General features: G+C 39.2%; 17 protein-coding genes. All 17 read left to right on the top strand.

All coding sequences use genetic code 11. The features are described 5' to 3' along the window. Positions 1-14: 14 nt before the first annotated feature. The 17 genes from ACH0AK_RS05900 (at position 15) to ACH0AK_RS05820 (ending at position 19,783) form a co-directional block, all read left to right on the top strand. Positions 15-1,397, top strand: a complete 1,383-nt coding sequence (locus tag ACH0AK_RS05900) for a replication initiation and membrane attachment family protein (RefSeq protein ID WP_438846536.1) — start codon at positions 15-17, stop codon at positions 1,395-1,397. Next, a complete protein-coding gene (gene dnaI / locus ACH0AK_RS05895; RefSeq protein WP_010735315.1) occupies positions 1,397-2,323 on the top strand; it encodes a primosomal protein DnaI in 927 nt (308 codons plus the stop codon). Before ACH0AK_RS05900 ends, dnaI begins: the two co-directional genes overlap by 1 nt. 183 nt (positions 2,324-2,506) lie before the next feature. Continuing rightward, entirely contained in the window at positions 2,507-2,938 is a 432-nt protein-coding gene (locus ACH0AK_RS05890) for a lipoprotein (RefSeq protein WP_010735316.1), read from the top strand. Positions 2,939-3,160: 222 nt separating this feature from the next. Beyond that, positions 3,161-3,853, top strand: a complete 693-nt coding sequence (locus ACH0AK_RS05885) for a tRNA (adenine(22)-N(1))-methyltransferase (RefSeq protein ID WP_137072496.1) — start codon at positions 3,161-3,163, stop codon at positions 3,851-3,853. A 1-nt stretch (position 3,854) separates the two neighbouring features. Continuing rightward, the gene (locus tag ACH0AK_RS05880) at positions 3,855-4,979 is read left to right on the top strand and encodes a Nif3-like dinuclear metal center hexameric protein (RefSeq protein WP_438846535.1); all 1,125 of its coding nucleotides are present in this window, start codon (positions 3,855-3,857) and stop codon (positions 4,977-4,979) included. A gap of 15 nt (positions 4,980-4,994) precedes the next feature. Beyond that, positions 4,995-6,227: a peptidase T gene (gene pepT, locus ACH0AK_RS05875; RefSeq protein WP_438846534.1), complete on the top strand. Its 1,233-nt coding sequence runs from the start codon at positions 4,995-4,997 to the stop codon at positions 6,225-6,227. A gap of 200 nt (positions 6,228-6,427) precedes the next feature. Next, positions 6,428-7,330, top strand: coding sequence for a diacylglycerol/lipid kinase family protein (locus ACH0AK_RS05870; RefSeq protein ID WP_499796783.1), 903 nt, complete (start codon positions 6,428-6,430; stop codon positions 7,328-7,330). Between the two features lie 13 nt (positions 7,331-7,343). Beyond that, a complete protein-coding gene (locus tag ACH0AK_RS05865; protein WP_010735321.1) occupies positions 7,344-7,616 on the top strand; it encodes a DUF1294 domain-containing protein in 273 nt (90 codons plus the stop codon). A 10-nt stretch (positions 7,617-7,626) separates the two neighbouring features. Next, positions 7,627-8,679, top strand: coding sequence for a lysylphosphatidylglycerol synthase transmembrane domain-containing protein (locus ACH0AK_RS05860; RefSeq protein ID WP_438846533.1), 1,053 nt, complete (start codon positions 7,627-7,629; stop codon positions 8,677-8,679). Positions 8,680-9,124: 445 nt separating this feature from the next. Beyond that, a complete protein-coding gene (locus ACH0AK_RS05855) occupies positions 9,125-9,853 on the top strand; it encodes a GntR family transcriptional regulator, LSA1692 subfamily (protein ID WP_010735324.1) in 729 nt (242 codons plus the stop codon). 10 nt (positions 9,854-9,863) lie between these two features. Continuing rightward, on the top strand, positions 9,864-11,165 hold the full coding sequence (locus ACH0AK_RS05850) for a Sapep family Mn(2+)-dependent dipeptidase (protein ID WP_438846531.1): 1,302 nt from the start codon (positions 9,864-9,866) through the stop codon (positions 11,163-11,165). 168 nt (positions 11,166-11,333) lie between these two features. Further along, the gene (locus ACH0AK_RS05845; protein ID WP_153829794.1) at positions 11,334-12,281 is read left to right on the top strand and encodes a glycosylasparaginase; all 948 of its coding nucleotides are present in this window, start codon (positions 11,334-11,336) and stop codon (positions 12,279-12,281) included. A 47-nt stretch (positions 12,282-12,328) separates the two neighbouring features. Next, positions 12,329-12,664: a PTS sugar transporter subunit IIB gene (locus ACH0AK_RS05840; RefSeq protein ID WP_010735328.1), complete on the top strand. Its 336-nt coding sequence runs from the start codon at positions 12,329-12,331 to the stop codon at positions 12,662-12,664. A gap of 76 nt (positions 12,665-12,740) precedes the next feature. Then, on the top strand, positions 12,741-14,093 hold the full coding sequence (gene celB / locus ACH0AK_RS05835; protein WP_010735329.1) for a PTS cellobiose transporter subunit IIC: 1,353 nt from the start codon (positions 12,741-12,743) through the stop codon (positions 14,091-14,093). Between the two features lie 17 nt (positions 14,094-14,110). Next, positions 14,111-14,605: a GrdB-related putative oxidoreductase gene (locus tag ACH0AK_RS05830; protein ID WP_194180091.1), complete on the top strand. Its 495-nt coding sequence runs from the start codon at positions 14,111-14,113 to the stop codon at positions 14,603-14,605. 377 nt (positions 14,606-14,982) lie between these two features. Continuing rightward, the gene (clpB, locus tag ACH0AK_RS05825; protein ID WP_349519535.1) at positions 14,983-17,595 is read left to right on the top strand and encodes an ATP-dependent chaperone ClpB; all 2,613 of its coding nucleotides are present in this window, start codon (positions 14,983-14,985) and stop codon (positions 17,593-17,595) included. Between the two features lie 280 nt (positions 17,596-17,875). Further along, positions 17,876-19,783, top strand: coding sequence for a BglG family transcription antiterminator (locus ACH0AK_RS05820; RefSeq protein WP_224434804.1), 1,908 nt, complete (start codon positions 17,876-17,878; stop codon positions 19,781-19,783).

Below are 19,783 nucleotides of genomic sequence, written 5' to 3'. Positions count from 1 at the left end.
GGAGGGAGCATTCCTTGGAAAATGCGTGGAAAGAATTACAACCGAAAAATATTTACCAAGGAAGAAAAAGCAGTCCTTTAAAAGAAGAAGGAAAGTCTGCCTTGTTATCCCTTTACCAACCATTGATCGGGGGAGAAGCGTTGAGTCTTTACTTGACGTTGTATTCGGAGATCTCGCTAGAAACTGGCGTAGGTCCTGAAGGATTACACGCCGATTTATTGAGTAGTCTAAGTTGTGGATTACCGCAATTTTATGAGGCACGAAAAAAATTAGAAGGAATCGGTCTTTTAGAAGTCTATTTCAAAAAAGATGAAAATTTGGGTAATTGTTTTCTTTATGAGTTGCTAGAACCGATGGACGTTCCTACGTTTTTCAATGACACGTTACTTTCTTTTTTACTTTTAGAAAAAGTTGGCGAACGTCGATTCAACCAATTGACGGAATTATTTAAGCCAAAAAATCTTTCGCATGAAGGCTATCAAAAAATCACTAAGAAGTTTTTGGAAGTCTATCGGTTCAATGAAACAGTCTATGCAGCAAACCAAGAACAAGTGGAATCGATCCAGCAAAAATTCACACCTTTTGAACCCAAATCATTGATCGCAGATTCAGACTCGTTTGACTGGACGTTTTTAACCGATTGGTTGAAGAAACAACACATCAATCAGTTGACAGAACCAGTTCTGCAACAAGCGAAAACATACCAACAACTCTATGGCTTCGATGAACTGACTTTAGGAGAGTTGCTTCTACAGTCATTTGATTTTACGACAGAAGAAGTATCTTTAAAAGAACTCCAACGGATCGTCTTGTTACGGCAGCAACAGCAGAATACGTTGCGACAATCGAGCAACACTCTGGTTACCGATCAGTCTGCTGAAACAGGTGTCCCTGTCAATCAGGCGTTGCCTAGTGCTGCACAACAATTGATCCAAGTCGCACGCCAAACCCCACCGATGCGTTATCTCGAAGCGATAAAAAAAGAAAAAGGCGGGTATGTTTCCAAACAGGAAAATTGGTTGTTGCAAGATTTGGTCACTCAATCCGGTCTGTCTAGCAGTGTCATCAACATTTTGATCAACTATGTGTTAGTTATAAAAAACCATGCGAGCTTAAATGCGAGCTTCGTGAATACGATCGCTAATGAGTGGGCGCAAAAAAAAATCAGTACGCCAGAAGAAGCGATTGAACATCTCCATACCTTGAGTACGAAAGCGAAACAACCGAAAGCGTCAAAACAAAACAACACGTCAAATTATCGCCGAAATGTAAGGCGAGAAAAATTGCCTGATTGGGTCAATCAACCAAAAGACGAAACGCAAATCAGTACAGAGAAAAAAGCCGAGATCGATCGTCGCTTCAAAGAGTATCTGGCTAAAAAGGAAGGTGAGAGCTAATGGAAGATGTGGGAAAAGAACTGAAGAAAATCATCAGTAAACGCAACTACCAAGAAAAGTATTCCGAGATGATTGCTGAAGTTTTGAATGATGCGGATGTTCAAGCCTTTCTGTCAGCCCATCAAGACCGATTGACGCAAGCGGATATCGAAAAAAGTTATGCCAAACTCTATGAGTATGTCCAAGAAAAAAGAAAATATCAAACGAACGATCCAACCATGATCGCTCCCGGATATGAACCAAAATTGACATTGAATTTCCACTATGTCGACGTCACCTACGTGCCGACAGAAGCACTCTTAGCTCGTCAAAAACAAGAAGAGATCAAGAGTCGTGTGAAAGCAATGGATATGCCCAAAGACATCCAATCTGCTTCCTTTGAAAATTTCGAACGAACAGATGGACGTGGCTATGCAAGCTTGGAAGCATTAGACTTCGTTGAACAATATTCAGCTGATCCTAAAAGCTTTCACAAAGGGTTGTACTTGGTCGGAAGTTTTGGTATCGGGAAAACCTATCTTTTAGGTGCAACAGCGAAAGAACTGGCAATCAAAGGATTCACCACAACGTTGGTTCATTTTCCAACATTTGCAGTGGAAATGAAGCAAGCCATCGGTAAAGATCAAGTGGCTGAGAAGTTAGATGCGGTGAAGAAATCGCCGATCTTGATGATCGATGATATTGGAGCGGATGCGATGAGTAGTTGGATCCGTGACGAAGTATTTGGTGTCATCTTACAGTATCGGATGCAAGAACAATTGCCAACGTTCTTTTCTTCAAACTTCACGATGAACGAATTAGAACAGCATTTGACGGTGACACAACGAGGCGATGAGGAACCGTTGAAAGCCAAACGGATCATGGAACGAATCCGCTATTTGACAAAAGAAATCGAAATGACAGGCCGAAATCGCCGAAATGGCTAATGTCATTAAATGATTTTTACAGAAACAGGTTGGAGTATCTACTCAACTGTCACTGTTTTTCACCTTTTCAATAAAAATTCATAAAATGAACAAAGTTAAGATGAAACGAATCCATGGACTTGAAGAAATAACCGGATGGAATCATCAAAGCAGTAACGCAAGAAATTACACGGAGGATGTATGATGAAAGCTATTTTAACTGGTCTAGTTGCTGCCGGTCTCTTGTTTGCATTGGCAGGCTGCGGCAACGAAGAAGGAAGTACAGGTTCAATCGATTCGATCAATGCAGAATCGACAGTGGAAACAGATAGTTCTACCGAACAAAAGCAAAGTGTGTTTACAGGTACGATCGAAAGCTTCGGCGAAGCGGAAGGTGATGTATACCAAATCACCGTCAAAGATGTAGAAGAAATAGAAGATCCAGCAAATATCGGTACGTCCTTCAGCAATGATGGGGTGATCTTAAATGCTTCAGTGGATCAAATCACTGGTGGTGTCGATTCCTTGAAAGAAGGAGAAAAAATCGAATTTAAATTGGTAGAAATGGCGGTCATGACGATGTCGATCCCTCCACAAGTTCCTGGAAATTCGATCATTGAGATCACTGCCCAATAAAAAAAGAATCAATCGAAATCTTTTGATTACTTGCTAAAAAAAGACTGGGATATTTTCCCAGTTCTTTTTTCTATTGAACATAAACTAATGTTATGATAGGGATAAGAACATTAGTTATCATAAAAATGTAAATAAGTAGGATAACTTTAATAAGTAAGTGTTTGTCTAAAGTCATGACAAATTGGATGACATCCAAACATTCAGTAGTTAAGGAGTGGAAAAATGAATCACACAGAGTTATCGAAACGTCTTGAAACTGTTGGACGTTTTGTACCGGAAGCTGCTCGTTTAGCAGATATCGGTTCAGATCATGCGTACTTACCCGTCGCATTGATGCTAAAAGGGAAAATCGACTTTGCTATAGCTGGAGAAGTCGTTAAAGGACCTTTTGAATCGGCAAAACGACAGGTGATGAAAAATGGACTGTCTGAGCGAATCGAGGTACGCTTGGCCAATGGATTAGAGGCCATCGAAAAGGACGATCAAATCAGCGCGATCACGATTGCTGGCATGGGAGGCTCTTTGATTCGCGACATCTTAGAATCTGGTCGACAAAACCAGCGCTTATCGGGAGAAGAACGTTTGATTCTACAGCCCAATATTGGCGAAAAAACTTTAAGAACGTGGCTGAAAGAAAATAACTATCAGATCATTGCAGAAGAAATCATCGAAGAAAACAAAAAAATCTATGAGATCATCGTAGCTGAAAAGAAAGAACAGCCCATCGACTATTCTGAAAAAGAGCTGATGTTTGGGCCATTCTTACTCGAAGAGAAAAACGCTGCTTTTTCGGCAAAATGGCAACGTGAGCTTAAACAACGTGAAGTGATCTTAGAGCAATTAAAAAATGCGAGTGAACAAAACAGATATGAGACAATCCAACAAGAGGTGGAATGGATCAAGGAGGTTTTATGACATGTCCATTAAAGCACAAGATTTCATCAAAAAATTTGAAAGCTATTGCCCGCAATGGTTAGCAGAAGAAGGCGATCCAGTTGGGTTGCACATCGGCACCTTGGACAAACCGATCCAACGTGTGATGATGACTTTAGATGTCCGACCAGAAGTGGTGGCAGAAGCCATTGAGAAAAAAATCGATCTTTTGATTGCAAAACATCCCCCGATTTTTAGACCAGTCAAACGCTTGATTACTGATTCTCCACAAGAAAAAATGTACGCTGATTTGTTGAAACATGATATTGCAGTCTATGCAGCCCACACAAACATGGATATCATTGAAGATGGGTTGAACGATTGGTTTTGTGAGCAATTAGGAATTGAGGTCACAGGTCATCTTGTTCGAACACATGAACGTGGCTACAAAAAATTGATCAGTTATCTTCCAGTGGAGGATGCTCCGCGTTTAAGAGCTGCCTTAGCAAAAGCGGGTGCCGGAGAACAAGGAGAGTATGATAGTACAAGTTTTACCTCGATTGGCCAAGGTCGATTCCGCCCAAAAGCTGGAGCGAATCCAACAATTGGTGAAGTCGGCCGTGGGGAACAAGTCCAAGAAGCCAAAGTCGAAGTGATCTTCCCAGAAAATATAGAAGAGAAAGTCTTACAAGCGATGTTTGCAGCACATCCTTACGAAAAACCAGCATTTGATTTGTTCTCGATCGATGCACCAGTTAAAACCTGGGGATTAGGTCGTATTGGGGAACTAGCAAAAGAACAGAGCTTGGATAATTTCGCAGCCCATGTAAAAGAAGTTTTTCAATTGGAAGGTTTACGTGTGGTTCGCCCAACGACAAGTCCACAAAAAATGATCAAACGAGTCGCTATTTGTGGTGGAAGTGGTGAGAAGTTTTACCCCGCAGCCTTGGCTCAAGGAGCGGATGTCTATATTACTGGCGATATTTATTTCCATACAGCGCAAGATATGCAAAGTGCGGGATTAGCTGCAATTGATCCTGGCCATTATATCGAATCATTGTGTAAGGAAAAATTTGTAGAGAAGTTTGAAAAGTGGAAAAACGAAGAGAATTGGACGGTTGACTTTTTTGTTTCAGAAACATCGACCAATCCATTTGAATTTAAATAAAAAGGAGAGTCATTTATGTACGAGAACTTATTACCGCGACTTTTAAGATATGTCAAAACGGAAACACAATCCGATCCAACAAGTCATACTACGCCATCTACCCAAACGCAAGTAGAGTTTGCGCAAGTTTTGAAAAAAGAATTAGAAGATCTAGGCTTGTCTGATGTAACATATAATACAGAAAACGGTTTTGTGATAGCTACACTACCTAGTAATATCGATCATGACGTACGTTCGATTGGTTTTATTGCTCACATGGATACAGCTGATTTCAATGCAGTAGGTGTAAATCCTCAGATCATTGAAAATTATGATGGAGAATCAACGATCGTTCTAGATAAAGAAGGGCGCTTTACCTTGAATGTCAAAGATTTCCCTAATTTAAAAAATTATGATGGCCATACGTTGATCACAACTGATGGTACGACATTATTAGGCGCAGATGACAAAGCAGGTATTGCAGAAATCATGACAGCTATGGAGATTTTGTTGAAAAATCCTTCCATTCCTCATGGGGAGATCAAAGTCGCTTTTGGTCCAGATGAAGAAATCGGAGTTGGTGCGGACAAATTTGACGTAGAACAGTTCAACGTGGATTTTGCTTACACGATCGATGGTGGACCTTTAGGAGAGTTACAATACGAAACGTTTAGTGCAGCGCAAGCAAACATCACGATCCAAGGGAAAAATGTCCATCCCGGTACAGCGAAGAATACAATGATCAATGCTTTACAATTAGCGATCGACTTCCACAATGAATTGCCAGCTGATGAAGTTCCTGAAAAAACAGATGGTTATGAAGGATTCTTCCATTTGATGGCTTTGAATGGTAGTCCAGAAGAGGCGAAAATGAGCTATATCATTCGTGACCATAAACGTGAGTCATTTGAAGCAAGAAAAGCAATGATCACAAGCATTCAAGAAAAAATGAATCAACGGTTTGACCAAGAGCGTATTCAAGTAGAAATGTATGATCAATACTACAATATGCGTGAAATCATCGAAAAGGATATGAGTATCGTTGATCTAGCTGAAAAAGCAATGATCGAACTAGACATCAAGCCAGTGATCGAACCGGTACGTGGTGGGACAGATGGCTCAAAAATCTCTTATCTGGGGATACCAACACCAAATCTATTTGCAGGTGGCGAAAACATGCACGGACGTTTTGAATTTGTGTCTCTACAAGTCATGGAAAAAGCGACAGATGTCATTGTTAAAATCGCGGAGTTGAATACGCAGGTGTAATTGATCCGTTTCATTGATAAAAAAGATTAAATTTCAACCAATAATCTCACATTATTGGTTGATTGCTACACTGCATTGACATATGATTGATTCGAGGCTATTTTAGTCAGTGCTCGAATCACTGTTCATGGGGGAGGGTGAGCGTTTATTTCGCATCCACTCCCTTTGTTTTTTGCAGGAAAGTAGGAGGAATATGGTTTATGAAGAAGTTACTGGTATTTTATAACAAAAGTTCAGGAAAGGATGAAGGGGAACAATTAGCAGAATGGTTCAAGGAGTACGTCGCAAAACACCGACCAGAACTAGAGGTTTATCTAACAGAAACTGGACCGTCGATCAAAGATGAAACATTGAGGGAAAAAGCAAAAGAACATGAGGTAGATACACTAGTCATCATTGGTGGTGATGGCACGATCCACCATATCATCCAAGCATTCCAAGATGAATTAGACCATTACCATGTTGGCTTATTACCTGGTGGAACGATCAATAACTTAGCGAAAGTGTTAGGCATTCCTTTTGAGAAAGAAGAAGCAGCAGCAATGATGTTAGAGGAATCGATCCGCAAAATCGATTATGGGAAAGTGAATGATAAAGTAGTCATTTCTACTTTGACTATTGGCATATTAGCAGACACAGCGGTCTGGATCAGCCAAAAAGAAAAGCAAAAATATGGTTCATGGATCTTTATCAAACGTTTCGTAAAATTATTGCTAAAAAAGAAAAAATATCATTTGGATATCAAAACGGAAGAAGAGCATTGGAAGGGAAAAGCACAGTTGTTGACGATCACGATGTCCAACTCAGTAGGCGGTTTTACTGGTTTCGATGATTCTGCTGCGCCAGATGATGGCAAGTTCCACATCACCATCGTGCCCTCATTAGATTTTTTCCGGTTTGCATTTTATCTCCCACGTATGATCAAAGGTAAGATCTATTCTGTTCCTGAAATCAAATATCTGACAGCTAGTCAAGTCAATATCCAGGCACGAGAAAAGAAAGTGACGACTCGGACGGATGGTGATACTACAGATGACTTACCGATCGAATTAAAAGTCATCCCAGAAGGTATAACGATCTATGTACCAAAAAATGAGCAATAATTGGAGGAAGTTGATGGAAGTATTGATGCATAATCCCTTATGGTTTTATTTATTCATTGTGAATGTTTATCTATTTGGCTTGATGGGTTATGATAAACGTCAGGCAAAAAAAGGCGCTTGGCGTGTACCAGAAAGTAATTTGTTGTTTGTTAGCTTGTTAGGCGGTGGTTTGGGCGGTTTGTTCGCACAACGCATATTTCGTCACAAAACTAAAAAAAAGAAGTTCACGATCGTTTTCATGTTAGGAATCATGATTGATCTCGTCTTGATCTATTTTTTCCATTAAGGAGTCGTACATGTCTACTAAAGGAACAAAAATCAAAATCATCATTAATTTATTATTATTGACTATTATTCTCGCTATTATTTATTATTTGATCAATCAATCTTTTGCGGATATTTTCAAGGAGTTGCTTTCAACAAGTGTCCAAGTGCTTCTGGCGATGTTTTTTTTCGGTACACTTTATCAAATTGTAGAAGGTCGCTCAATCAAAGAGATCGCTAAGCCGTTTTCCAAATCCTTCAGTACAAGTGATGGATTCTGGACGTCTTGTTATATTGCCTTTTATCGGATTGTCTCATTTGGAACGGGTACACTGATCTCAGAAATTTATTTTTACAATAAAAAAGGGATGAAGTTTTCTCAAGGAGCAGGAGTCACTGCCCTGCATATGATCATGTATAAATTAGCGGTGATCACTTATGCAGTCATTGGCTTGATTGTTCAATTTTCTTTGTTCTACGAAAAGGCACCAAATATGATTTGGGTTATCATTGCTGGTATCATTTTGACGGCTTTGATCATTTTATTTCTTGTGACCGTCTCCGTCAGTTTGAATCTTCAAGTTTTTTTCGTCAAAGTGTCCAATCGTTTATTCAAAACTGAACGTTTACGTCACTGGGTCGATACGTGCAACAGCCAGATCTATTCACTGAGAGAAACGGTGCAAACGATCATCCAGGACCGCACCGCATTGATCAGGATCTATTGTTGGAACCTGCTAAAACTACTCTGTTGGTATGTGATGCCTTATCTGTTTTTAGTAGAAAATCATCCACATCTTGATTTTCTTTTGACATTTTCATTTATCAGCTTTGCAGTGGTTTTATCAGGAGTCTTACCAACACCCGCAGGCATTGGCTCGTTTGAATTTGTTTATCTATTGCTCTTTCGACCTGTTGTTGGAACGGTAGATGCTGTTTCTTCCTTATTGCTTTATCGATTTGGCTCGTTCATCTTGCCATTCATTTATGGCTTTTTCTATGTGATTGCAGAAAGACGGAATATCTTACGTCAAGATATCCATGAAGTAAAGGCAGAAAAAAAGCGTACAAAGGGGAAAATTTAAATAATTTGAACATCTTTCAAGGAGAATTCAAATGGAGAATCAGTCTGAGCTGAAAATGCTTAGATTGATTCTTTTTTGTTTGTTGAACAATATCTGTTCAGCAATTGCTTTCACGCAGAATAGGCTAGACGTTGCTATCTCTAAAACAAGCCAGTTTCCCAAATGTATGGAAGAAACAATCAACACCGGAAGGGTAAAATTAAAATCCCTCGATTAGTTGCTGAAAGTTTATACTTAATGGTATATACTATATATAAAATAAATAGAAAGCTTAGCTCTCGACAAGAAAGATTTTCTTGATTTTACTCATCCTACAAACAGGATAAAAGACGATAAAAGTTGCTCTTTCATTTTTTAACCGTTCAACTTTTAGACGTTTGACTTTTGGTGTCAGAACGAATCGACTGTTTGATGAATGATATGTAGTTAGAAAGTAGGTAATAAAGTGAAAAAACAAGCGGTTTTCCAAGATATAGCTGAAAAAATTGCACAACGAGTCAATGATGGAACTTACGTGACCAGTCAAAAGTTACCTTCAGATTATGATTTAGCGGAAGAATTTCAATGCAGTCGACTGACGGTGCGCAAAGCAATTGATCTTTTGATCAGTCAAAATATTTTAGTGAAAGAAAGAGGAAAAGGAACTTATGTTATGAAGCAACCGAAGATCCAAAGCGGTTCCGGTGGCTTACAAAGTTTTACTGAAACTGCCAAGGCTCAAGGAAAAAAGACCCGGACAGAAGTATTGCAAGTTGGAATCGTAAAAGAAGTACCGCTGAAGATTCGCCAGATGTTCGCTGACTATGGAAATGAAGCCATGGTTTATCTGTCTCGTTTACGTTACTTTGATGATGAACCAATGACAGTAGAAAACCTCTATATACTAAAACGTTATTTGCAAAATGAAAGTGGTGAGATCCCTCAAGCTCAGCTGGCATCTTCATTGTATGAAATAATTGAAGAAAACATTGAGATTGGCTACGCGCATCAAGAAGTTGAAGCAGTTATAAGTCCGCCAGATATTGCCAAGTTATTGCATGTATCAGAAGATGATCCAATGCTTCTCGTCCATTCGATGACTTATTCTCCTTCTGCTAAACCGATATTGTTCGACACGTCTTTTTATCGTGCAGATCAATATACGTTTAAGAATACATTGATACGTCAAAAATAAGAGGTGAAAAATGGATCAAATCAACACAGCAATCGAAGAGAATTGGCTGGATTTTCTGGATTTACTCAAACAAGTCATGCAAGTTCCTAGTGTTAAATCAAAAGCTGGACCAGGAGCACCCTTTGGTATAGAAGCACGCTCGGTTCTTTCTTTGGTCATGGACAAAAGTGCCGGATATGGGTTCCAAACAAAAGTAATCGATGATGCGATCGGCTATGCCAAGTGGGGAAATGATGGAAGTGAGTATATCGGGGTTCTGGGACATCTCGATGTTGTCCCGGCTGGTCAAGGATGGGAGTTTCCACCGTTTGATCTCAGTGAGAAAAAGGATCGTTTTTATGGTCGAGGAATATTAGACAACAAAGGACCTATCATTTGTTGTCTGTATGGCATGAAACTATTAAAAGACCTAGGTCACCAGCCAAAAAAGAATCTGCGGATCATCTTTGGAACGGATGAAGAAAGTGGCATGTCAGATATTTCTCATTACTTAGCCGAGGAAAGCCCTCCGTCATTTGGTTTCACGCCCGATTGTAAATATCCTGTGATCTATGGCGAACGTGGTATCGTAAATGTTGTACTCCACTTTACTTTACCTGAAGAGGAACATCAACAAATCAGTCGATTCGAAGGGGACCAGTTCCGTGATCATGTTCCAGACCAATTGCACGTGAGAATTGCCAAAAAAGAAATAAGCGCCAGTGGTAAACGAGCACCAAGTAACGCGCCTGAGTTAGGAGAAAATGCTATCACGATCTTGGCGACAAAACTAACTGAAGAACGAATGATCCCGCCAGTTGCACAGGGTCATTTCCGCTGGATTTGTCAAAGCTTTCATCAAAAACATTTTGGAGAAGGGATCGATTTAGCGTTTGAAGACGAAGATTCAGGCAAGTTGATTTTGACACCTGTTGTGCTGCAAAAGTCTCCAGAAGGCTTGCTATTAGAAATTGCCTTACGTTACCCGGTGACCGTATCAGAAAAACAAGTCGTGTCACGTTTGAAAAACCAATTACCTTTAGGTGTTGATTTAGAAGTCGTTCGTAGTATTCCTGGATTTTGTCGGACAGAAGAGTCAAAAAAAATCGATATACTTTCAACGATCTATCATCAAGTCACCGGTAATGATCCTAAACCAGTGACAACAACAGGCGCCACGTATGCGCGTAAAATGCCGAATATCTTAGCATTTGGCCCTTCATTTCCAGCGCAAAAAGGAATTGCCCATACGGCGAATGAATATATGGATTCCGCAGATTTAAGAACAAATTTAGAAATCTACATGCGCAGCCTCCAAGCATTAACAGAATAAAACATTCAGATAGAATAAACAATTGAAAAATAAATTTCATGTAAAACGAGTTTCTAATAAAACGATGAGTTTTAAAAAGAAACTCGTTTTTTAGTATAGACATAATAGTATATACCGTATAGAATATACTTGAAAGCGCTACAAATGTTAGGTGATGGAGGGAAAAAAATGTGGGGAATGATTGCAACCTGGCGCATGGCACATGAAGGTGTCTTGGCCGCTAAACAACAATTAGAAGCACAGTTTTCATGTAAAGATGCTGTGGAAACGGCGATCAAAGTGGTAGAAGATTATCCATTTTATAAATCCGTTGGTTATGGTGGGTTACCAAATGAAAAAGGGATCGTAGAAATGGATGCTGCTTTTATGGATGGAGAAACATTTAAGATTGGTGCAGTTGCTGGGATTACTGATGTAGCCAATCCGATTTCTGTTGCTCGGCAATTAAGCGATGAAAAATTCAATAGTTTTCGAGTAGGGCAAGGAGCAACAGAATATGCAATGCTATCTGGTTTTGAACGAAAAAATATGTTAACGGCACGTGCAAAAAAAATATGGAAACAACGAGTAAAAGAAATCGCCACGTTGAATTTAGATCCTTATGATGGCCATGATACGGTCGGAGTTGTCGCGCTCGATACGCAACAACAGATGGCAGTAGGAACATCCAGTTCCGGTTTGTTTATGAAAAAACATGGACGTGTAGGAGATTCGCCATTATCTGGGTCGGGATTTTATGTGGATAGTACGATTGGCGGTGCAGCAGCTACAGGCTTAGGGGAAGATCTTATGAAGGGCTGTCTCTCTTATGAAATCGTTCGATTGATGGGGAATGGATGTACGCCACAAGTGGCTTGTGATCGAGCCGTTTATGGATTTGATGAGCGATTGCGCAAACGTTATGGCAAAGCGGGGGCGTTCTCGTTAATAGCATTAGATAAATATGGCGAATGGGGGGTAGCTACGAACGTTGAATTTACATTTAGTGTTGCAACGATGGCTCAAGAACCAGCAATTTTCATGGCCAACCCTGGTCCAGATCAGACGACAGTGATCACACCAATCACGCAAGAATGGCTTGATGCCTATGAAGCACGTATCAAAGCACCAATTTAACAGCGAATCGGATAAACGGTTAACAAGAATAAAATGGAGGAATAAATATGACAACTAAAAAAATTTATTTGTTTTGTGAAGCAGGAATGTCAACAAGTATTATGGTCAATAAAATGATGGACGTCGTCAGAAAACACAAAATGCCATTAGAAATTGCCGCTTTTCCTGCGATCCATGCGGAAGAAAAAGTCGCACAAGAAAAACCTGTGGCTATTTTATTAGGGCCTCAAGTCCGTCATTTAGCGAGTAAAATGAAAGAAACGTTTGACCCAATGGGGATTCCTGTTGGCACGATTGCTCCAGAAACATATGGCATGATGGACGGAGAAAAAGCGTTGAAAGATGTCTTGGGTTTGATAAAAAAATCAAAAGCGACAAAGTAGAGTGACAAAATGAGATTTTCGATCGAAGAATTATGTCCTCAAACAAAAATAAAGCAACTGGATGGGAGGAAGAAACATGCAAAAATTTTTGGATTGGTTAGAACGTGTGTTAACACCAATGGCGAAAACAATCGGTGAAAACAAGTATTTGATTGCGATTCGTGATGGTTTTTTGCTATCAACACCCTTATTGATCGTAGGATCGCTCTTTTTAGTTTTGACTAATTTTCCAATTCCAAATTGGAATGAAACGATGAGCCATATTCTCGGAGATAACTGGTCAACGATGTTGAATATGCCTGCCACGGCAAGTTTTGATATTATGACGATTTTAGCAGTTGGGGGTATTGGCTATAGTCTGGCAAAACAATTTAAAGTAGATGCCATGCAAGCGGCAATTATTTCATTGGTCGCTTTTTTTATCGTGACCCCTTTTACAACCCTGTTTACACCAGAAGGCTCCACTGAAGTCTATGAAGTAGGAAGCTTGCCATTACGTTGGATGGGCTCTAGTGGCCTGTTCTTAGGGATGGTCGTGGCTTTGGTTGCTACCCGATTCTTTGTCGCTTTATTACGTAAAGGTTGGACGATCAAAATGCCAGAAGGTGTGCCACCAACCGTCGTACAATCCTTTGAAGCGTTGATCCCAAGTTTTGTGATTGTTACTCTTTTTATGATTGTCAATTGGTTGGCCAATCTAACCTCATATGGTAATTTACAAGAAATACTATTTAAGTTCCTACAAACTCCTTTACTTAGCTTAGGAAATACTCTAGGCGCGATGATCATAGCCTACTTATTCTTGCACTTTTTTTGGTTTTTCGGTATCAACGGTTCGAGTGTGGTTGGGGCAGTATTCAATCCGATTTTACGAGCACTATCCGTTGAAAATTTAGATGCTTTCAAAAATGGCGCAGATATACCAAATATCATCACAGGTCAATTTCAAGATATGTTTGCTACTTTTGGTGGTGGGGGATCTACGCTTTCATTGATTCTAGTCATGATTCTAGTATGCAAAAGCCAACGAGTGAAAAAACTGTCGCAATTGTCACTAGTACCAGGGATTTTTGGAATCAATGAACCGATTATTTTTGGTTTACCAATTGTTTTAAATCCAGTCTTACTTATTCCATTTGCACTCGTACCCACGATCAATATCATCATTTCCTATTTTTGTATGGATTTAGGATTAGTAAACTATACAAATGGTATTCAACTGCCGTGGACAACACCACCGATCATCTCTGGCTTCTTAGTTAGTGGGTGGCAGGCATCTGTTTTGCAAGCATTACTGATCCTACTAGGAATGGCTATTTATTATCCTTTTATCAAAGTGCTAGATAATCAGTATTTAAAAGAAGAAGCAGAGGCGATACAGGAAGAAGAAGAAATCGATTTTGACGAATTCGATTTTGATGATTTATAGGAAAAGAGGCCGTAGGAATGAAAAAAATAGTCTTGATTCTCAATCATTTAACTGCAGGCTTGGGCAGTGATGAAAATGCCCAGCTATCTCCTGGAGGCAAAAAAACAGCCCTTGGACCTGGGCGTACCTTAAATCCACTTTTTCAAGAGCACGATACAGAAATCATTGCTACATTGTATTGTGGTGATCAGTATTATCTCGATCACCAAGAAGAGGTGAATAAAAAATTTGTAGGATTTGCCAAAAAATTTAGTGCAGATGCTGTTCTTTGTGGACCCGCGATGCATTATGCTAATTTTGGCATGATGGCAGCCCAATTAGCCTTGGCCTTCAGCGAACAAGGAATTCCCAGTGTAGCAGCGATGTCTGAAGAGAATCCTGCCTTTGCCATTTACACTGAAAAGATCAACATAATCAAAATGCCTAAAAAAGGCGGAATTGGTTTAAATGATTCATATAAAAATATCAGTCACTTTATTTCAACCCTCGCTCATCAAAATCAATCATCATGACTAGATTTCGATGAATCAACTAGTTTGTGCTAAGCAATCATCAGAAATAAATACCTCTAGGTCGGAATAGAATCAACCTCTAGAATTAAGGGTAACAATCACGAAATTGTTCTATAAATGCTTGTGGTTGTTGCCCTTATTTTATAGAGGTTTCTTTTTTGACGTTTATTTGGTATAGAGTGACAGACAAAATTTACCGTAACTTTTGTCTCAAATTTTTTAATAATCGAGAGTATAATCTTTGACCAAAGCTGACCAAATGAGTATAATAATCATGTAAAGGTTAAAGAAAACGAGACTTTAGACGGATGTTATAGACGTTAGAGAAAGTTATAGTTGACTTTGACCAAACAACTTCTACTACAGGAGGGAAATATATGAATAGTGAAAAAATGACAACTACGCTCCAAGAAGCGATTGCAGAAGCACAACAAGTAGCGATGACAAGAAAACATCAAGAAATCGACATCGTTCATTTATGGAAGATCTTTTTACAGCCAAATCATTTTGGCCGTAATCTATATACAGATGCAGGTATCGATGCAGATGTGTTTGAACAAGAGATTGATCGAGTGTTAGATGAGTATCCAACAGTCTCAGGCAGCAATGTCCAATACGGACAAAATCTTAGTCAAAATCTTTTTCATTTATTGAATGAAGCGGATCAATTGAGACAAAGTTTTGGTGATGAATTCTTATCCACTGAGATCGTACTATTAGCTTTAATGAAATTAAAAAATTATCCACTGACTGTTTATTTGACAAAACAGGGACTGAATGAAAAAGAATTGCGTAAAAATATCGAAGACATGCGGGGAGGAGAGCGTGTGACCTCAAAAAATCAAGAAGAACAATATAAAGCGTTAGAAAAATATGGTGTCGATCTCATCCAACAAGTTCGTAGTGGCAAAATGGACCCGATCATTGGCCGAGATGAAGAAATTCGTGATGTGATCCGGATCTTGTCACGTAAAACTAAAAACAACCCTGTGTTGATCGGGGAACCTGGTGTTGGTAAAACAGCGATCGTTGAAGGATTAGCGCAACGTATCGTTCGCAAAGATGTACCAGAAAACTTAAAAGATAAAACCATTTTTTCTTTAGATATGGGTGCCTTGATTGCTGGAGCAAAATTCCGTGGGGAGTTTGAAGAACGCTTAAAAGCAGTATTGAAAGAAGTGAAGAAAAGCGATGGACGGATCATCTTGTTCATCGATGAGATCCACAACATCGTCGGTGCAGGAAAAACGGAAGGTAGTATGGATGCCGGTAACTTGCTTAAACCGATGTTAGCTCGTGGGGAACTTCATTTGATCGGGGCGACTACTTTAGATGAATACCGCCAATACATGGAAAAGGACAAAGCGTTAGAGCGCCGTTTCCAAAAAGTATTAGTGAAGGAACCAACTGTTGAAGATACGATCAGTATTCTTCGAGGATTGAAAGAGCGTTTTGAGATCCACCATAGCGTCAATATCCATGACAATGCCTTGGTTGCGGCAGCTACATTATCCGATCGCTATATCACAGACCGCTTTTTACCTGATAAAGCCATTGATTTGATCGATGAAGCAAGTGCTACGATCCGAGTAGAAATGAATTCCATGCCAACGGAATTAGATCAAGTGACTCGTCGTTTGATGCAGTTGGAGATCGAAGAAGCAGCTTTGAAGAAAGAATCTGATGATGCAAGTAAAAAACGTTTGAAGAACTTACAAGAAGAATTAGCCGATCTTCGAGAAGAAGCCAATGCGATGAAGATGCAGTGGGAAACTGAAAAAGAAGAAGTAAATACCGTTTCTTCTAAACGTGCAGAAATCGATAAGGCAAAACATGAATTAGAAGACGCAGAAAACAATTATGATCTTGAGCGTGCTGCTGTTTTGCGTCATGGTACCATTCCACAATTAGAGAAAGAACTAGCAGAACTTGAAGCAAAAACAAAAGACAGTGATATCAAGATGGTACAAGAATCTGTCACTGAAAATGAAATTGCGCAAGTTGTAGGTCGTTTAACAGGGATTCCAGTAACAAAACTCGTGGAAGGTGAACGCGAAAAACTAATCAAGTTGAATGAAACACTTCATAAACGTGTCATTGGGCAAGATGAAGCGGTAGACGCAGTGAGTGATGCGGTCATTCGTTCTCGTGCGGGATTACAAGATCCAAATCGACCATTGGGTTCATTCTTATTCTTAGGACCAACTGGTGTCGGTAAAACCGAACTAGCAAAAGCTTTAGCAGAAAACTTGTTTGATTCTGAAGAGCATATGGTGCGGATCGATATGAGTGAATACATGGAAAAACATGCCGTTTCTCGTTTAGTTGGTGCGCCTCCAGGCTACATTGGCTACGAAGAAGGTGGACAGCTAACAGAGGCTGTGCGACGAAACCCATATACGATCGTTTTGCTCGATGAAATTGAAAAGGCACATCCAGACGTCTTCAATATTTTATTACAAGTATTAGACGATGGTCGTTTGACGGATTCCAAAGGTCGTCTCGTTGACTTTAAAAACACGGTGATGATCATGACAAGCAATATCGGTTCTCAATTATTGTTAGAAGGTGTCACTCCAGAAGGAACGATTCCAGAAGAAGTCGAAGAACAAGTGCGAACGCTCCTTCGTAGTCATTTCAAACCAGAATTCTTGAATCGTATTGATGACACGATCCTCTTTACGCCATTAAGTCTAAACAATGTCAAAGGGATCGTTGACAAAATGATTTCTCATTTGGCACATCGTTTAGAACATCAAGAAATCATTTTGGAAATCAGTGACGAAGCAAAAACATGGATTGCAGAAAATGCGTACGAGCCTGCATATGGCGCACGCCCATTGAAACGATTCATCACAAAAGAAGTTGAAACGCCTTTGGCTAAAGAAATCGTAGCTGGTAAAATTATGCCAAAATCGAAAGTAACGATCACTTTGTTTGATCACCACTTGGCATTCGCAACTGAAAACTTACCCGAAGATGAATCATAAGAAACGCTTGTACCACCCTTATACATGACAGAAGGGGAAAGCATTACCTGTCAAAGTAAAAGACTATTACTAATAGTCTGCACTTTGACAGGTATTTTTTTTCGTCTATACTTAATAAACAATTACATGGTTCATTGAAGGACCAGAACTAGAAAATGAATGGTGGTCGTCAAGTTAACGGCTAAACCTATGATTTACTGTATTCAAAACGGTAAAAGTAAGTGTTTTCATAAATCGGTAGACAAGCTAAGATAGGAAATGTAGATGAGGTGATAGTGTGATGATCAAGGAACGAGAAAAAGCAATCATTCAATATATTTTGATGAACGAACATACGACGGTCACAAAAATAGCGAAACACATGAATTTATCGAATAAAACAGTTTCACAATCATTAAAATTGATCGATGAACTATTTAGCGGAACAACCATCGAACTAATTAGAAAACCACGAGTTGGTGTTTCGATCAACGGTGATCCAAACGAAGTACTAAGTGGGCTTGATACGACGACAATGGTAACAGTTCCAGCTTCTAAAAAAGAACGTATCCAATTCCTCTGTTTTGAACTCTTGAAAAAAAAGACCTATTTCACTCGCCAAGAACTACAAGATACACTATTTATCAGCAAATCGACATTAGAAGGTGATATGAACCAAGTCCATGAGATTTTCCGCCATTTCAACGTTAGCATCGATCGCCTGCCTGGTAAAGGTTCATTTCTAAACTTATCAGAGCAAGAAAAAAGACGCTTAGCATTTGATCTAATCTACTATTTTTGGGGTAGTAATTGGAAAATCACCAAAAAGAATCAACTATATCTACACTCGATCCAAGGCATTCCTCCTTTTGTCAATGAGTTCATCGACATGAAGAACATCACATTAGTTGATACATTATTGCAGGAATACCTAAAAGAGGCACAAATAAGGTTGAATGATACGTCCTACCATTCATTATTGCTCCATCTGTTGATTATGATTGATCGCGTAAGAGAAGATAACTATTTAGAAAGTGAAGGAGTATTTGGAAAAGTCAGAGAAAATAAACCATTTGATTTATTCATTCGAAAATTAGAAAAAACTTTCTTATTGACATTACCTTCTTCTGAAGTCCGTTATATTCTCTTACACTTAGAAGGTGATACATTGCTTGAACAAACGAAGCAAATGCATGAAGTGACAGATGAACACATTCGACAATTGATTCACGAAAATGTAACCCTTTACAACGAAAGTATCATTTTAGGGTTAGTTACGCACATCAAAGAAGCAGTCTTGCGTATCAAAAAAGGATTATTGATCCATAATCCTTTTTTACAAGATGTGAAGAAAAACTTTCCTGTGGCTTTTACAGAAGCCATCCAATTAGCGAATGCCTTAAGCCAAGATTTTTCCATCAACGTCCCAGAAGATGAAGTCGCTTTTCTTGCTGTCCATATCCAAGCAATGAAAGAGCAAAAAGAAGAAAAACATCAAAAGAAAGTCAGTGTCTTACTTGTTTGTAGCAGTGGCAAAGGCACCTCACAACTCTTGGCTGCCCGACTTCGTAGAAATTATGAGAAGATCGAAATTTCTAGGATACTTTCGATCCAAGAGTTGATGCAGACATCGATCGATGAAGATCTGGTGATATCGACTGTCAACTTGAACCTAGAGACGATACCAACGATCAATGTTTCACCGGTTCTCAACAAATTAGAACGTCAGAAAATCGAGCAATTTTTAAAAAATGCCCAAAATAAACCAATCAAATCAACGAATCACTTTGGGAAGTTGATCAAAGATGACTTGATCTTTTTGGATCATTCATTCACAGACTATCAAGAAGTGATCCAATTCGTAGGACAACAATTGATTAAAAAAGGATACGCAGAAGAAAAAATCATCTCTTCTTCTTTAGAAAGAGAACAGCTTTCTTTTACCTCTTTTGGAAAATTTGCAACACCACACGGGGTCCCTAAATATGTTAAAAAATCGGCGATCGTCTTTTTACGATTAGCTAATGAATTGATGTGGGGAGAAACGAAAGTCAAATATTTATTTTTCATCTGTATTAAAGATGAAACAGCACAAGAGCTGGAAGAAATCTATGATGTCATGCTAGAGATCATCGAATCTGGTGAAAAAAACTATTTGTTAAAGGGAACAAAAAATGAGATCAAAAACTATTTGAAAGAGGAATTTTAA

The organism is Enterococcus pernyi, assembly GCF_045371165.1.
In the GTDB taxonomy this organism is placed as follows: Bacteria; Bacillota; Bacilli; order Lactobacillales; family Enterococcaceae; genus Enterococcus_B; species Enterococcus_B pernyi.
The sequence above is the reverse complement of the archived record's forward strand: the minus strand, read 5'-3'. Positions and strand labels throughout refer to the sequence as shown.

Coding starts and splice junctions, on each gene's coding strand:
- ACH0AK_RS05870 (WP_499796783.1), top strand. CDS start 6,428: ATGAAGAAGTTACTGGTATTTTATAACAAAAGTTCAGGAAAGGATGAA.
- dnaI (WP_010735315.1), top strand. CDS start 1,397: ATGGAAGATGTGGGAAAAGAACTGAAGAAAATCATCAGTAAACGCAAC.
- ACH0AK_RS05830 (WP_194180091.1), top strand. CDS start 14,111: ATGAAAAAAATAGTCTTGATTCTCAATCATTTAACTGCAGGCTTGGGC.
- ACH0AK_RS05885 (WP_137072496.1), top strand. CDS start 3,161: ATGAATCACACAGAGTTATCGAAACGTCTTGAAACTGTTGGACGTTTT.
- pepT (WP_438846534.1), top strand. CDS start 4,995: ATGTACGAGAACTTATTACCGCGACTTTTAAGATATGTCAAAACGGAA.
- ACH0AK_RS05860 (WP_438846533.1), top strand. CDS start 7,627: ATGTCTACTAAAGGAACAAAAATCAAAATCATCATTAATTTATTATTA.
- celB (WP_010735329.1), top strand. CDS start 12,741: ATGCAAAAATTTTTGGATTGGTTAGAACGTGTGTTAACACCAATGGCG.
- clpB (WP_349519535.1), top strand. CDS start 14,983: ATGAATAGTGAAAAAATGACAACTACGCTCCAAGAAGCGATTGCAGAA.
- ACH0AK_RS05850 (WP_438846531.1), top strand. CDS start 9,864: ATGGATCAAATCAACACAGCAATCGAAGAGAATTGGCTGGATTTTCTG.
- ACH0AK_RS05820 (WP_224434804.1), top strand. CDS start 17,876: ATGATCAAGGAACGAGAAAAAGCAATCATTCAATATATTTTGATGAAC.
- ACH0AK_RS05890 (WP_010735316.1), top strand. CDS start 2,507: ATGAAAGCTATTTTAACTGGTCTAGTTGCTGCCGGTCTCTTGTTTGCA.
- ACH0AK_RS05840 (WP_010735328.1), top strand. CDS start 12,329: ATGACAACTAAAAAAATTTATTTGTTTTGTGAAGCAGGAATGTCAACA.
- ACH0AK_RS05865 (WP_010735321.1), top strand. CDS start 7,344: ATGGAAGTATTGATGCATAATCCCTTATGGTTTTATTTATTCATTGTG.
- ACH0AK_RS05845 (WP_153829794.1), top strand. CDS start 11,334: ATGTGGGGAATGATTGCAACCTGGCGCATGGCACATGAAGGTGTCTTG.
- ACH0AK_RS05880 (WP_438846535.1), top strand. CDS start 3,855: ATGTCCATTAAAGCACAAGATTTCATCAAAAAATTTGAAAGCTATTGC.